We start from the raw sequence: 13890 nt of genomic DNA, 5'->3' as shown, positions 1-13890 counted from the left end.
AGGAGCAGCATCGTACTGACCGACGTCCCCGCGATCTGTGGGGAAAATTCCTGTCATGGCGCGCGTCGAACAAACCGAATTCCACCGTTTCCGGTGAATTGTTCAGCACGTGTTTGTCAACGCAGCGCTTTCACCAGTGCGGGAACGAAGACCGAAGCGTCGACCGTGCCCCAGCCGCTGGCGATGTCGAAGCCTTTCGCCGCGGTGAAGCCGGTGACGCCGTCCTGGCTGTTGTCGCCTTCGGTGACGTCGACGATTCCCGCCTTCGCGCCCGCCGGGCCGAGCTTCGAGTACAGCACGGGGTTGATCTGGCCGAGCTTGCCGTGCTTGGCCTGCACCGCGAGCGCGAGCACGCCGGCGAACAGCGGTGCCGACTGCGACGTCCCGTAGACGCCTTCCATGCTGATGTCCGGGAACGAGCGCATCTTGCTGCCGGTGATCTTCTTGACGCCGTCCTGCCAGTTCGGCCGCGCGTACGTCTTCGACAGTCCGGCGCCCTCGGAGAAGCCGTTGTCGGCGACGTTCACGACGTCGTCGGCCTTGGTGCGGGTGCCGTTCGCGTCGAGGTGCAGCTGGGTGCCGCCGAGCGTCGTGACGCGCGGGTCGGACGCCGGCCAGCTCGCGACGCGGTACGGGTAGTTGCCCGGGCCGTAGAGGTAACCGCCGGTCGGGCCGTCGTCGCCGGAGGAGGCGACCATCGTGACCCCGGCCTTGCTCGCGCGGTCGAGCGCCGGGTCGAGCGTCTTGATCGAGTCGAACGACGGGAAGTTCTCTTCGGTGGTCCCGAAGCTCATCGAAATGACGTCGGCCAGCTGGTGCTCGGTCATGTAGTCGACGGCGTGCATCATCTCGGGCAGACCGGTGAAGCCCTGCGTCTCGGCGACCGGCGTCGCGGCGACGATGATCTTCGCGTTCGGCGCCATGGCGTGCATCATCGTGACGTCGAGGTCCGTCTCGCCGCCCCAGCCCTGGCAGGTGGCGGTGTCGACGCCGGGGTCGGTGCACGCGGGCACCGCGCCGGACGGCTCGATGACCTCGACGTTCGCCGGCGGCAGGCCGTGGTTCTTCGAGTAGGTGTCGAGAACCTGCTTGACCTGGTCGTCACCGAAGGACACGAGCGTCGCGACGGTGCTGCCCGCACCGGTGATGCCGGCGTTCCACAGCTTCGTCGCGTTGTACGCGGTGCTTTCCTTCGGCAGCGAGGCCATCGCCGTTTCCAGCTTGGCGACGCGCTTCTGCACAGTGTCGGCGCCGACGAACGACTGCGCGGCCGCCGAGAAGTGGTGCTTCGACGGCTGGTGCCCGGCGTTCGGCGTACTCGGCACGGGCGAGGCACCGGCGGGCGCCGCGAACGCGGTCACGAGCAGGGTGGTGCTCGCGAGCAAGCCGGACACAGCGCGCAATCTCATGCTTTTCTCCCTGGCTGAAGGAAACTCCGTCAGCCACTCTGCTCAAGAGCGGGAGAAGGCAACATCGACTTTCGTCTTTCCTTTTAGGAGGAAAGCACCGCCGACGCGCGAGATGTCGCGATCGAGACTTTCGTAGTCAGCTCCCTTCCGTGCGGTCGCCGTGCAGCAGGCCGCGGACCGTGTCGATCGTGTCCGCGTCTCCCAGGTCCTTGTCCGGGCGATACCTGACCACTCGCGCGAAGCGCAGCGCCAGCCCGCCCGGGTAGCGGGTGCTCACCTGGGCGCTGTCCAGCTCGATCTCCACCACGACCTCCGGCCGGACGTACACCGTCCAGTCGTCGCGGTGGGTCTCGATCTCCTGGAACGTCCTCGTCTGCCACGCCAGGAGCTCGTCGGTCATGCCCTTGAACGTCTTGCCCACCATGATCGGCGGGCCGCCGTCCGGGTCGCGGGCGCCCAGGTGCAGGTTCGACAGCGAGCCCGTGCGCCGGCCGTGACCCCACTCCGCCGCGAGCACCACCAGGTCGATCGTGTGCACCGGCTTGACCTTCAGCCACGCCCGGCCGCGCCGCCCGGCCGCGTACGGCGACGCCAGGTCCTTGACCATCACCCCTTCGTGGCCGGCCTCCATCGCCGCCTCCAGCACGGCGGCCGCCCCCGCCACACCCACCTCGCCGGGGATCACGTGCGCCCCGGCGACCTTGCGCAGCGCCGCGTTGCGCTCGGACAGCGGCGCGTCCAGCAGGTCGACGCCGTCGAGGTGCAGGCAGTCGAAGAAGTACGGCCGCAGCAGCAGCGCCTTCACCTGCTCCTCGCGCGTGCTGCCGAACCGGCTCATCGTGTCCTGGAACGGCCGTGGCCGCCCGGCGTCGGTCAGCGCGAGGGTCTCGCCGTCGAGCACCACCGACTCGCACGGCAGGGCCCGCACGAGCTCGACCAGCTCCTGCACGCTCGTGGTGATCTCGCGCAACGTCCGCGTCCAGACGTGCACCTCGTCGCCCTGGCGGTGCACCTGGATCCGCGCACCGTCCATCTTGTACTCGACGATCGCCTCCGCGTGCTCCGCGACGGCTTCGTCCAGCGACTCCGCCGGCGACGCCAGCATCGGCTTGATCGGCGTGCCCAGCGTCAGCCGGAACTCCGCCAGCGCCTCCTGGCCACCGGTCAACGCCGCGACGCCGGTGACACCGAGCTTGCCGGACAGCATGAAGGCCCGCCGCACGTCCCCGGCCGGCACCTCGGCCGCCGCCGCGATCGCGTCGATCATCACGCCTTCCAGCGCGCCCTGCCGCAGCTCGCCGGTGACCAGCCGGAACAGGAACCTCTGCTCCTCCTCGGTGAGCCGGACGAACAGCTCCCGCAGCACGTCCTGCCGCCGCGTCGACGACCCCGTGCCCGCCGCCACCCCGGCGGCCGAAGTCAAGGCGGCGTCCACCTCCAGCACGGTGATCACCGGCGACGAGGCCGGCGACGCGCCCAGCCCGGCCAGGGTGCGCCAGCCCGCACCCAGCCGGTCCTGCGCCGTCTGCCCGGTCAGGTACGCGATCACCGTGGCCAGCTCGGTGAACTCGGCCGCGCGCAGCAGTGCGGCCAGGATGGCGATCTTCGCCTTCCTGGACCGCGTCGCCGCCAAGTCGGCGGACGCCCGGACTATCTCGCTCAGCAACACCCGGACATCATGACCCGGACCACCGACAGTTTCTAATCGGCGCTGTCTTGTCGGTCAGATGTCCGGCCTGGTGCAGAGGGATCGAGCAGGCAGCGCTCACCCGGGGTGGGGTTGCGACGACCGGGTGTTCACCGGTCGTTCATCGGAGGTGATCCAGCTGGCCAGCAGGCCCAGCGCGCGCTCGGTCTCCGACCCCGGTTCGGCGTGGTAGACGACCATGCCCTGGTCGGGATCCTGGGGCAGGCGCAGCGTCTCGTAGCGCAGCCGCAGCTCGCCGACGACGGGGTTGCGCAGCACCTTCCAGCCTTGTGCCTTCTCCTGCACCGCGTGCTCGGCCCACAGCTTCCGGAACTGCTCGCTGGCCAGCGAAAGCTCGCCGATCAGCTGCGCGAACCGCGGGTCGCCGGGGTGGCGCCCGCTCTCCGCGCGCAGGTTCGCGACGAGTTCGCGGCACACCGCGTCGTACTCCGGGTGCAGCTGCTTGGCGCGTTCGTCGAGGAAGATCAGCTTCGGCATGTTGCGCTCGTCCAGGTCGGCGAAGGCGAACGCGACCGCGCCGCCGAGCGCGTTCCACGCCAGCACGTCCATGTACCGCCCGAAGACGAACGCCGGCGCCTGGATGGCGTCGAGCAGCTGCTGCAGCTCGGGCCGGACTCGCTGCGGCGCGCGCTCGTCCCGCCGCTTCGGTGCGGCGAGATTGCGCAGGTAGGACTCCTCGCCGGCGTTGAGCCGCAGCGCGCGGGCCAGCGCGTCGAGGATCGCGTCCGAGACGTTCTTCGCGCGGCCCTGCTCCAGCCGCGTGTAGTAGTCGACGCTGATGCCGGACAGCTGCGCCAGCTCCTCGCGGCGCAGGCCCTTGACCCGCCGCTGCGTGATCCCGGGCGGCAGGCCCAGGTCGGCGGGGTCCAGTGCGGCGCGGCGCGCCTTCAAGAAGGCGCCCAGCTCGGCTGCGTCACTCATGCCTCCAGTATCCCCGGCTCGCGGTTCCCCGCCTGGTACTGCCGGACCCAGGTTGAGCGTGACCTGGTCCGCTCTCCGCGCCGCTTCCAGAGTGGTGGCATGAAACGACGAGTTCTGGGCGGCACGGGCATCTCGGTCAGCGAATACGCGTTCGGCGCGATGATGCTGGGCAAGTGGGGCAACACCGACCACGAAGAGGGCGTCCGGATGCTGCACACCGCGCTCGACGCAGGGGTCAACTTCTGGGACACCGCGGACATGTACAGCGACGGCGAGAACGAGCGGATCGTCGGCCAGGCGCTCAAGGGCCGCCGCGACGAGGTCGTGCTGGCCACCAAGGGCTTCTTCCCGATGGGTGCCGACCCCAACCAGGGCGGTCTGTCACGGCGTTGGCTGACTCGCGCGCTCGACGACAGCCTGCGCCGCCTCGACACCGACTACGTCGACCTCTACCAGGTCCACCGGCCCGACCCGGCGACCGACATCGAGGAAACGCTTTCGGTGCTGACGGACTTCGTGCGGTCGGGGAAGGTGCGCGCGATCGGGTCGTCGGACTTCCCGGCCGAGCAGATCGTGGAAGCCCAGTGGGTGGCGGAAAAGCGCGGCCTGGCGCGGTTCCGCGCCGAGCAGCCGCCGTACTCGATCTTCAACCGCGCGATCGAGGCAGCCGTGCTGCCGACCGCGCAGAAGTACGGCATGGGCGTGCTGACGTGGAGCCCGCTGGCCAGCGGCTGGCTGTCGGGCAAGTACGTGAAACCGTCCGATGTGGACCTTTCCGAAGGCCGCCGGACGTTGCAGGCGCACAAGTTCGACCCGGCGCTGCCGGAAAACGCCGTCAAGTTCGAGGCGATCGCGCAGCTGAAGAAGATCGCCGACGACCTGGGCCGCCCCATGACGCACCTGGCGACGGCGTTCGTCCGGGCGCACCCGGGCGTGACGTCGGCGATCATCGGCCCGCGCACGCCCGCGCAGCTCGACGACCTCCTGTCCGGCGCGGACCTGGTCCTCGACGACGAGGTGCTGGACCGGATCGACGAGATCGTCCCGCCGGGCACCGACCTCAACTCGGCCGAGAAGGACTACACCCCGCCGGCGGTGGCGGACCGGCGCCTGCGCCGGCGGTAGCGGGTCACTTGCCGCCGCGGGCCATGCGGAGGACGTCGAGCGCCTCGTCGAGCTGCTCTTCGGTGAGCTTGCCGTCCTTCACGTACCCGCGCTCGAGGACGACCTCGCGGATCGTCTTCAGCTCCTTCAACGCCTGCTTCGCGACCGCCGCGGCTTCTTCGTAGCCGATGTACTTGTTCAACGGCGTCACGATCGACGGCGAACCCTCGGCGTAGGTGCGGGTGCGCTCGGTGTTCACGGTGATGCCCGCGAAGACCTTGTCCGCCAGCAGCCGCGACACGGCGGCGAGCAGGCGCGCCGACTCGAGGACGTTCCGCGCGATCACCGGCAGGTTGACGTTCAGCTGGAAGTTGCCCGCGGCGCCCGCGAACGCCACGGCCGCGTCGTTGCCGATCACCTGCGCGACGACCTGCAGCGTCGCCTCCGGGATGACCGGGTTGACCTTGCCCGGCATGATCGACGACCCCGGCTGCAGGTCCGGCAGCGCCAGCTCGGCCAGGCCGGTGCGCGGGCCGGAACCCAGCCAGCGCAGGTCGTTGGCGATCTTGTTGAGCGACACGGCGAGCGTGCGCAGGTGCCCGGACGTCTCGACGACGCTGTCCTGCGTCGCCTGCGCCTCGAAGTGGTCGCGGGCCTCGGTCAGCGGCAGCCCGGTCACGGTGGCGAGCTCGGTCGCGACGGCCGAGCCGAAGCCGTCCGGTGCGTTGAGGCCCGACCCGACGGCGGTGCCGCCGATCGGCAGCTCGCCGAGGCGCGGCAGGCCCGACTTCAGCCGTTCGATGCCGAACCGGATCTGCGACGCCCACGCGCCGGCCTCCTGGCCGAGGGTGATCGGGACGGCGTCCATCAGGTGCGTGCGGCCGGACTTCACGACGTCGGCCCACTCCGCGGCGCGGACCTCGATCGCGCCGGCGAGGTACTCGAGCGCCGGGATGACGTCCTTGGTGACGGCTTCGGTCGTGGCGACGTGGATGGTCGTCGGGAAGGTGTCGTTCGACGACTGCGACGCGTTGACGTGGTCGTTCGGGTGCACGTCCCGGCCGAGGGCCCGGGTGGCCAGCGTCGCGATGACCTCGTTGGCGTTCATGTTCGACGACGTCCCCGAGCCGGTCTGGAAGACGTCGATCGGGAAGTGCGCGTCGTGGGCGCCCTCGGCGACCTCGTCGGCGGCGGCCGCGATGGCGTTCGCGACGTCGGCGTCGAGCACCCCGAGCTTGAGGTTCACGCGCGCGGCGGCGGCCTTGAGCAGGCCGAGCGCGCGGATCTGGGCGCGCTCCAGGCCCCGGCCGGAGATGGGGAAGTTCTCGACGGCCCGCTGGGTCTGCGCGCGGTAGAGCGCCTCGGCCGGCACGCGGACCTCGCCCATCGTGTCGTGTTCGATCCGGTATTCCTGGTCAGCCATGCCCCCGATTCTGGACCTCTTCCGGCGTGCCCGCGTGGTGGCGTCGACCACCTTCGGCGGCCCGCGACGCTAGGATCGGCTGTGTTCTCGATCACCGCCATCCACCACTGGCTGGAGCGAGCATGACTGAAGCTTCTGGGGACGCCTACGACCTCGTGATCATCGGTGCGGGTCCGACCGGCCTCTTCGCCGCCTACTACGCCGGGTTCCGCGGCCTTTCGATGGCGGTGGTCGACTCGCTGCCCGAGCCCGGCGGCCAGGTGACGGCGATGTACCCCGAGAAGATGATCTACGACGTCGGCGGGTTCGCCGAGGTCCGCGGGCGCGATCTCGTCGACGGCCTGGTGCAGCAGGCCGCGCCGTTCAAGCCGAAGTACCTGCTCGGACGCAAGGCCGAGAAGCTCGAAACCGTCGGCGAGCAGGTCGAACTGACCCTCGACGGCGGCGAGACCCTCAAAGCCCGCGCGGTCCTCATCACCGCGGGCATCGGCGAGTTCACCCCGCGCCCGCTGCCCGCCGGCGACGGCTGGCTCGGCCGCGGCATGGTCCACTTCGTCCCGTCGCTGCAGGTGCACGCCGGGCAGCACGTCGTGGTCGTCGGCGGCGGCGACTCGGCCTTCGACTGGATCCTCGCCCTGCACCCGGTCGCGGCGAGCGTGACGCTCGTGCACCGCCGCGCCAAGTTCCGCGCGGCCGAGTCGATCGTCCGGCAGGCGCGCGAGCTCGGCACCCGGATCATCACCGACGCCGAGGTCACCCGGTTCGTCGAGAACGAGAGCGGCGCGCTCGAAGCCGTTGATCTCTCGATCAAGGGTGCCGGAGACGAGCGGCTGCCGGCCAACGCCGTCGTCGCGGCGCTCGGGTTCACCGCCGACCTCGGCCCGATCGAGAGCTGGGGACTGGAGATCGACCACCGTGCCATCGCGGTCGACTCGACGATGGCGACGCCGCGCGAGCGCGTCTACGCCGCCGGCGACGTCGCCGCGTACCCGGGGAAGGTCAAGCTGATCGCGACCGGCTTCGGCGAGGCCGCGACGGCCGTCAACAACATCGCCGTCGCCCTCGACCCGGACGCCCACCTGTTCCCGGGCCACTCCAGCAACGCGGAGTAGTAATCCGGCACAGTAGGTCAGGCCTTCGTCTTCTCCGCGATCCACGGCGCGTAAGCGACGACGGACGTGTAGATCGACGGCGCCGACGCGCACTGCGGGTCGTTGTTGCCCGGCCGGCTGGTGACGCCGACGAGCAGCCAGTGGTCGCCGTCGCGGACGACCTCGGGGCCGCCGGAGTCGCCGAAGCACGCTCCGGCCTTGCCACCGGGGTTGTCGGTGCACAGCTCGGCCGTGCCGTCGAACACCGACGTGCACTTCGCGCCCTCGACGATGTGCGTGTCGAGCTGCTGCAGCGTCGCGGGGATCTGGCCGCAGTTCACCTTCGGGCAGGTCTGGCCCCAGCCGAGGATCCGCGTGGCCGTGCCGGGCGCCGCGGCCGTCGCCAAGCCGATCGGCGCAGCCTTCGCCGGCGTCGCCAGCCGCAGCAACGCGATGTCGCCCGCCGGGCTCTGCGTGTTGAAGGCCGGGTTCACGACGATGTCCGCGACCTGGGCGACTTCGCCGCCCTGGCCCACATCAGTGGTCCCCGCCCGCACGGAGATCCCGGCCGGGGTCTTGTCGAACGCGCAGTGCGCGGCCGTGACCACCCACGCCGGGGCGATCAGCGCGCCGGCGCAGAACAGCTTGCCGGTCGAGGAGTGCAGCGACACCGCGAACGGGTACGGCTGGTCGGCGTCGCCGCCCCCGACGATCACGGGTTCGGCCGACGCGGTGGCGGGGACCAGGGCGAACACCAGGACCAGCAGGGCCAGTAGTCGCCGGGGCACGGATCTCCTTACGGCAGCGGGGGAACGACGTCGTCGTCGGGCGCGTCCAGGTGGCCGTCGAAGTTGACCGAGGAGTACGCCCGCAGCTTGGTGAGCCGGTGGTAACCGTCGATCATTCTGACGGTCCCGGACTTGGACCGCATCACGATGGACTGCGTCGTCGCGCCGCCCTCGCGGTAGTGGACGCCGCGCAGCAGGTCGCCGTCGGTGACGCCGGTGGCGCAGAAGAAGACGTTGTCGCCGGTCACGAGGTCGTCGTTCAGCAGCACGCGGTCGAGGTCGTGCCCGGCGGCGATGGCCTTCTCGCGCTCGGCGTCGTCCTTCGGCCAGAGCCGGCCCTGCAGCTCGCCGCCGAGGCACTTCATCGCGCAGGCGGCGATGATGCCCTCCGGCGTCCCGCCGATGCCGATCAGCATGTCGACGCCGGTGGTCGGGCGGGCCGCGGCGATCGCGCCCGCGACGTCGCCGTCGGAGATGAACCGGATCCGCGCGCCGGCGTCGCGGATCTCCTTGATGAGCTGCTCGTGGCGCGGCCGGTCGAGGACGCACACGGTGACGTCGCCGACGCTGCTGTTCTTCGCCTTGGCCACGCGCCGGATGTTCTCCGCGATCGGCGCGCCGAGCTCCACCTTGCCCGCGGCTTCCGGCCCGACGGCCAGCTTCTCCATGTAGAACACCGCGGACGGGTCGAACATCGCGCCGCGCTCCGCGACCGCCAGCACCGCGAGGGCGTTCGGCATGCCCTTGGCCATCAGCGTCGTGCCGTCGACCGGGTCGACCGCGACGTCGCAGTCGGGCCCGTCGCCGTTGCCGACCTCCTCGCCGTTGAACAGCATGGGCGCTTCGTCCTTCTCGCCCTCACCGATCACCACGACCCCGCGCATCGACACCGTCGACACCAGCTGGCGCATCGCGTCGACGGCCGCGCCGTCGCCGCCGATCTTGTCGCCGCGGCCGACCCAGCGGCCGGCGGCCATCGCGGCGGCTTCGGTCACCCGGACCAGTTCCATCGCGAGGTTGCGGTCGGGCGCTTCACGACGACTCTCTGCGGCGGACATCATTGCCTCCCGGATCGTGGAACTGGCGGGTCAACAGTCTGTCAGATCCCTGTCCGATTTCCCGATGCCGAAGGCATGGCAAACGTCACTGGCTGTCGCCGGTTTCGTCCTCCGAAGACTCTACGGACGCCAGAGCAGCTTCGATGCGCTCGCGCGCGCCTTCGAGATGGCGCTCACAGAGCTTCGCGAGCTTCTCGCCCTTCTCCCACAACGCGAGCGACTGCTCGAGGGACAACCCGCCGGCTTCGAGCTCGCGGACGACCTCGACGAGGCGGTCGCGGGCCTGCTCGTAGCCGAGTTCCTCGCTGGCTGCTTCGCTCACGCTGGACGTTCTCCGACCTTCCGGGATGGGGTGCTGGCGCACACTACCGCGCTCGCCATCGCGTGGTCGTACCCGACGAACGCCAGCGCGAACTCCTGTCCGTCACCCTCCGCGATCGCCTCTTCGAGGTTCTCCTGCGCGCCCGCCACCCGTTTCCGGTGCCCGGCGCCTTCGGCGAACCACCAGCGCGAGCCGACCTGCGTCGACGTCGCCTCGGACAGCCGCCGCAGCTGCGGGCCCAGGTCGCGGCGGGCCGCGCCGCCGCAGCCGGCGAGCAGCGCCGTCCAGCACTCGGCGGCCGCCCGGTCGGTGCGCATCGTCTGGTCCAGCAGCGGACGCGAGCCCGACCGCCGGGCCGCGTCCATGGTGAGGGGGAGGAACGTCGCCGCCTTCAGCGTCACCCCTGTGCTCCTTCCGCCACCGCGCCGATCGCGCCGTCGCCCACCCGCACGCGCAGCTGGGCACCGGCCTCGACTTCGGAGACGGAGCGGAGTACCTGGAGGTTGCCTTCGGGATCGAAGAACTGCACGACCGCGTAGCCGCGGGCCAGCGTCGCGGCCGGGCCGAGCGCGGTCAGCCGGGCCCGCGAGCTCGCGAGTTCGGCCTGGTCCTTGGCGAGCAGCGTCAGCATGGCGCGGCGCGCGCGTTCGCGGTGGACGTCGACGTCGTCCTGGCGCCGCTGGACCGGGCCGAGCGGGTCGGCCAGCGACGGGCGGCTGCGCAGCTGGGTCAGCAGGCGCGCCTGCGTGTCGACCCAGCCGTGGAGGGCGCGGCGCCCGCGATCGCGCATCTGGCGGACGCGCTCGGACTCTTCGCGGTGGTCCGGCACGATCCGCTTGCTGGCGTCGGTCGGCGTCGAGCAGCGCAGGTCGGCGACGTAGTCGAGCAAGGGGGTGTCGGGCTCGTGCCCGATGGCGCTGATCACGGGCGTGCCGGTGGCCGAGACGGCGCGGCAGAGCGCCTCGTCGGAGAACGGCAGCAGGTCCTCGACGCTGCCGCCACCGCGGGCGATGACGATGACGTCGATGTCCGGGTCGGCGTCCAGGATGCGCAGCGCGCGCATGACCTGCGGCACGGCCTGCGAGCCCTGCACGGCGGTGTTGATGACCTTGAACCGGACGTGCGGCCACCGGGTCTGGGCGTTGACCAGGACGTCCCGCTCGGCGGCCGACGCGCGGCCGGTGATCAGCCCGACGCCCCGGGGCAGGAACGGGATCGGCCGCTTGCGTTGTGCCGAGAACAGGCCTTCGGCGGTCAGCAGCTTCTTGAGGCGCTCGATCCGGGCCAGCAGCTCGCCGATGCCGACCGCGCGGATCTGGTCGGCGCGCAGGCTGATCGTGCCGCGGCCGAAGAAGAACGACGGCTTCGCGTGCACGACCACGCTCGCGCCCTCGCGCAGCGGCGGCTCCATCTCGCGGATCAGCCAGTTCGGGCAGGTCACCGACATCGAGACGTCCGCCGACGGGTCGCGCAGCGTCAGGAACGCGGTCTGCGTGTTCGGCCGGGAGCTGACCTGCGTGACCTGGCCTTCGACCCAGACGCTGCCGAGCCGGTGGATCCAGTCGCCGATCTTGCGCGCGACCGTGCGGACCGGCCAGGGCTTTTCGGCGGTGCTCGCTTCGGTCTCGGTCACCGGCCTTCCGCGCCGTTTTCCTCGCCGGTGTCCCTGGCCTGCTCGGCCTTGCGCGCGTTGGCGATCCGGCGGGACAGCATCCCGGTGAAGGACGAGCGATCGGCGTTCGCGCGCTCGTAGTCGAGGATCGTCTCGAGCTGGGAGATCGAGAGCTGGCGCAGGCGGGCCCGCAGCTGGGGGAGGGTGAGCTGGTCGTAGCCGGTCAGCCCGGCCGGACCGTCGTACCCGCCGGCGCTGGTCCGGGGCGTGTCGCTCTTGGTCTTCTTGTCGATCTTGGGGGTGCCCGGCTTCGGCTTGGTCTCGGCTTCCGGGGCGTCGTTCTCGCCGTCGGCGTGGTCCTCGGCGAGCGCGCGCTCCTCCTCGGCCCACGGATCACCCAGCTCCGCTTCGAGTTCGGCCGCTGACGGAATGTGACCGTTGATCTCCGAACGGGGCTCGGGCACGTCGGCGACCTGCGTGAGGTTCGGCCGCGACGGTGGGACGTCGGGGAGGTCCTCGTCGAAGGTCGCCCAGCTGGGGACATCCTCGACGGGGCGCAGGCTGGAGAGGGCGTTGTCGCCCTTGATCGCCAGCTCGGTGACGTGCTGCTGGACGCGCATGGAGGCCTGCAGCACCTGGCTGACCACGGTCACCGGGAAACCGGCGAGCTGCCGGGGAAGCTCACGAACCCGCTCGGCGGTGGAGACGGCGAGGCCCGCGGCGACCCGGAGGGGGAGCGGGAATGGCTTCATGCGTCCAGCCTGCCGCATATCGGCCATCCTGCCCAACCGAACGGGTGGGTTCGGGCGCAATGCGTGACCTCGCGCACAGCACGGAAGGGGGACGAAGCTCACCCGAAAGGGACTTCGAGTTCGTCTCGGGGCTGCCCGTACGCTGGTGGCATGAGTTCAGCGAGTCCCGGAATCGAGCCCGCGGGTACCCCGACGATCACCGGCACCGCTTCCGGCAAGCGCGTGCTGCTCGCCAAACCCCGTGGTTACTGCGCCGGCGTGGACCGCGCGGTGATCGCCGTCGAGAAGGCTCTCGACGTCTACGGCGCCCCGGTGTACGTCCGCAAGGAGATCGTCCACAACCGGCACGTGGTCGAGACGCTGCGCGAGCGCGGCGCGATCTTCGTCGACGAGACGTCCGAGGTGCCCGAGGGCGCGCTGGTGGTGTTTTCGGCCCACGGCGTCTCGCCGATGGTCCACGCGGAGGCGGCGGACCGGAACCTGCGCACGATCGACGCGACCTGCCCCCTCGTGACGAAGGTGCACAAGGAGGTCAACCGCTTCGCGAAGGACGACTACGACATCCTGCTGATCGGCCACGAGGGCCACGAAGAGGTCGAGGGCACGGCCGGCGAGGCGCCGGACAAGGTCCAGCTGGTCGACAAGGCGGAGGACGTCGACAAGGTCGAGGTCCGCGACCCGTCGAAGGTGATCTGGCTGTCCCAGACGACGCTGTCGGTCGACGAGACGATGGAGCGCGTCGACCAGCTCCGCGAGCGCTTCCCGGGCTTGGCGGACCCGCCCAGCGACGACATCTGTTACGCGACGACGAACCGCCAGGTCGCGGTCAAGACGATGGCGGCGGAGTGCGACCTGGTCCTGGTGGTCGGGTCGACGAACTCGTCCAACTCGAAGCGCCTGGTCGAGGTGGCCTTGAAGGCGGGGGCCCGGGCGTCGTACCTGGTCGACTTCGCGCACGAGGTCGACGAGGCCTGGTTGGACGGCGTGACGACGGTCGGCGTGACTTCGGGGGCATCGGTCCCGGACGAGCTGGTGATGGAGCTGCTGACTTGGCTGGCCGAGCGCGGCTACGGCGACGTCGACGAGGTGACCACGGCGAACGAGAAGATCACCTTCGCGCCGCCGAAGGAGCTGCGGAAGGTCTGAGGCCCAGGGGCCCGGCAAAGTCGGTGGCCGGGTCCGGCTCGGCGGTCTTCCGGCGGCGTCGACGGGTGCAGTGGCGTCGTGAATGACTCATTCGGGTCTTCGGAGGTCCTGAATGACTCATTCAAGACCTTTGCCGAACCGGCGCCCGAGCCGCGGCGAACCGGCGCCGAACCGGCGCCGAACCGGCGCCCGAGCCGCGCCGGCGCCGAACCGGCGCCCCAACCGGCGCCCGAGCTGCGGCGACTTTGGCGGAGCCCTGGTCCGAGGCCGGTCCCGCCGCGTGCGTGCCGGTGCCGAGTCGCCCCAGCTCCGCGTAGACGAAAGGCGGTCACCTTCCCGGGAAGGTGACCGCCTTTTCGCCGGTCGTCAGCGCTCTTCGTCGTCCCAAGGGCGATTCCGGCGCGGTGGGGCACTCCGGCCGCCGGACGGGCGGCGCGGCGGGGGCGTGTCGCGGCCGTCTTCCGCGGGCGGGCGGGGGTGGCGCCGGGGGGCATCGCCGCCGCGTCGGCGGGGGTCGCTGTCCGCGGGCGGTGGCGTGCGACGGCCTGCCGGCGGC

Annotated in this window: 13 protein-coding genes; 3 read left to right on the top strand and 10 right to left on the bottom strand. The window is 70.9% G+C overall.

The window, feature by feature from the left end:
- Positions 1-116 precede the first annotated feature (116 nt).
- From AB0N03_RS45335 to AB0N03_RS45325, 3 genes are all read right to left on the bottom strand, one after another.
- On the bottom strand, positions 117-1409 hold the full coding sequence (locus AB0N03_RS45335) for a S53 family peptidase (RefSeq protein ID WP_364386456.1): 1293 nt from the start codon (positions 1407-1409) through the stop codon (positions 117-119).
- Positions 1410-1545: 136 nt separating this feature from the next.
- Complete coding sequence (locus tag AB0N03_RS45330) at positions 1546-3078, bottom strand: ATP-dependent DNA ligase (RefSeq protein WP_364386454.1); 1533 nt, start codon at positions 3076-3078, stop codon at positions 1546-1548.
- A gap of 96 nt (positions 3079-3174) precedes the next feature.
- A complete protein-coding gene (locus AB0N03_RS45325; protein ID WP_364386452.1) occupies positions 3175-4038 on the bottom strand; it encodes a helix-turn-helix transcriptional regulator in 864 nt (287 codons plus the stop codon).
- Positions 4039-4137: 99 nt separating this feature from the next.
- Here AB0N03_RS45325 and AB0N03_RS45320 point away from each other — a divergent pair, with 99 nt between their 5' ends.
- On the top strand, positions 4138-5163 hold the full coding sequence (locus AB0N03_RS45320; RefSeq protein WP_364386450.1) for an aldo/keto reductase: 1026 nt from the start codon (positions 4138-4140) through the stop codon (positions 5161-5163).
- 4 nt (positions 5164-5167) lie between these two features.
- On the opposite strand, the gene AB0N03_RS45315 is transcribed toward AB0N03_RS45320, so the two are convergent.
- Positions 5168-6565, bottom strand: coding sequence for a class II fumarate hydratase (locus tag AB0N03_RS45315; protein ID WP_364386448.1), 1398 nt, complete (start codon positions 6563-6565; stop codon positions 5168-5170).
- 122 nt (positions 6566-6687) lie between these two features.
- Here AB0N03_RS45315 and AB0N03_RS45310 point away from each other — a divergent pair, with 122 nt between their 5' ends.
- Positions 6688-7677 carry an NAD(P)/FAD-dependent oxidoreductase gene (locus tag AB0N03_RS45310; protein WP_364386446.1) on the top strand — a complete coding sequence of 330 codons (990 nt, stop codon included), beginning with the start codon at positions 6688-6690 and terminating at the stop codon, positions 7675-7677.
- A 17-nt stretch (positions 7678-7694) separates the two neighbouring features.
- Here AB0N03_RS45310 and AB0N03_RS45305 read toward each other — a convergent pair whose 3' ends face one another.
- From AB0N03_RS45305 to AB0N03_RS45280, 6 genes are all read right to left on the bottom strand, one after another.
- Positions 7695-8444 (bottom strand): serine protease, encoded by a 750-nt coding sequence (locus AB0N03_RS45305; RefSeq protein ID WP_364386444.1) that lies wholly within the window; start codon positions 8442-8444, stop codon positions 7695-7697.
- 8 nt (positions 8445-8452) lie between these two features.
- Positions 8453-9505: a class II fructose-bisphosphatase gene (glpX, locus tag AB0N03_RS45300; protein WP_364386442.1), complete on the bottom strand. Its 1053-nt coding sequence runs from the start codon at positions 9503-9505 to the stop codon at positions 8453-8455.
- 82 nt (positions 9506-9587) lie between these two features.
- A complete protein-coding gene (locus AB0N03_RS45295) occupies positions 9588-9824 on the bottom strand; it encodes an exodeoxyribonuclease VII small subunit (protein ID WP_364386440.1) in 237 nt (78 codons plus the stop codon).
- Positions 9821-10189, bottom strand: coding sequence for a hypothetical protein (locus AB0N03_RS45290; protein ID WP_364386530.1), 369 nt, complete (start codon positions 10187-10189; stop codon positions 9821-9823). Before AB0N03_RS45290 ends, AB0N03_RS45295 begins: the two co-directional genes overlap by 4 nt.
- Positions 10190-10221: 32 nt before the next feature.
- Positions 10222-11457, bottom strand: coding sequence for an exodeoxyribonuclease VII large subunit (gene xseA, locus AB0N03_RS45285; RefSeq protein WP_364386438.1), 1236 nt, complete (start codon positions 11455-11457; stop codon positions 10222-10224).
- The gene (locus AB0N03_RS45280; RefSeq protein WP_364386436.1) at positions 11454-12188 is read right to left on the bottom strand and encodes a lipid droplet-associated protein; all 735 of its coding nucleotides are present in this window, start codon (positions 12186-12188) and stop codon (positions 11454-11456) included. The genes xseA and AB0N03_RS45280 overlap by 4 nt, the downstream gene beginning before the upstream one ends.
- Positions 12189-12338: 150 nt before the next feature.
- Here AB0N03_RS45280 and AB0N03_RS45275 point away from each other — a divergent pair, with 150 nt between their 5' ends.
- Entirely contained in the window at positions 12339-13334 is a 996-nt protein-coding gene (locus AB0N03_RS45275) for a 4-hydroxy-3-methylbut-2-enyl diphosphate reductase (RefSeq protein WP_364386434.1), read from the top strand.
- Positions 13335-13890: the final 556 nt, after the last annotated feature.

It is taken from the genome of Amycolatopsis sp. NPDC051061 (genome assembly GCF_040682935.1).
In the GTDB taxonomy this organism is placed as follows: Bacteria; Actinomycetota; Actinomycetes; order Mycobacteriales; family Pseudonocardiaceae; genus Amycolatopsis.
The sequence above is the reverse complement of the archived record's forward strand: the minus strand, read 5'-3'. Positions and strand labels throughout refer to the sequence as shown.